The sequence below is a fragment of the Sphingomonas azotifigens NBRC 15497 genome (assembly GCF_002091475.1).
Taxonomy (GTDB): Bacteria; Pseudomonadota; Alphaproteobacteria; order Sphingomonadales; family Sphingomonadaceae; genus Sphingomonas; species Sphingomonas azotifigens.
Genome location: NZ_BCTR01000156.1, coordinates 1 through 669, shown reverse-complemented (window position 1 = coordinate 669; position 669 = coordinate 1). Strand labels below are relative to the sequence as shown.

The 669-nt window shown below is 60.7% G+C and carries 1 protein-coding gene; it reads left to right on the top strand.

Annotation, left to right across the window (positions count from 1 at the left end; genetic code table 11):
* On the top strand, nucleotides 1-664 hold a 664-nt coding region (locus SAZ01S_RS23400), incomplete at its 5' end, for a HEPN domain-containing protein (protein WP_084584715.1).
* Nucleotides 665-669 lie beyond the last annotated feature (5 nt).

Below are 669 nucleotides of genomic sequence, written 5' to 3'. Positions count from 1 at the left end.
AGAGTTCTGGGCAACCGCCGAGGACCGGCTCAACCGCGAACTGGCAATCACCAAGACGTTGCGCACGCCGGTCAATTTCATCGTGCACACCCTGCAGGAGGTGAACGATGGGCTTGCACATGGGCGCTACTTCTTCATGGACGTCGCCCGTGACGGCATCGCGCTGTACGAGAGCGATCCCAGCGAACTGCACCAGCCCAAGCCGAAGACGCCCGCCCAGGCACTGGCCATGGCGCAGGAATATTTTGTCGAGTGGTTTCCGAGCGCCGAGAAGTTCAAGCGAGCGGCTGATTTTCTGGTGGCAGAGGATGGACTCCGGGAAGCGGCATTCAACATGCACCAAGCCGCAGAACGCCTCTACCACTGCGTTTTACTGGTCTGCACATTCTACACGCCGCACACCCACAATCTTGGATTTTTGCGCACGCAAGCCGAACGGATCGATCCGCGGCTGATCGACGCTTGGCCGCGTGATCAGCGTGTCGATCGCTCGCGGTTCGAGAAGCTCAAGGAAGCCTATGTGAAGGCACGCTATTCGAAGCATTATCGGATCAGCGCCGAGGAACTGACGTGGCTGGGCGAGCGCGTCGAGGTGCTGGGGCAGGCGGTGCAGGTGATCTGCGAAGAGCGCATCGCGGCGCTGGAGCAAGCTGCCGCCGCATGATCGTT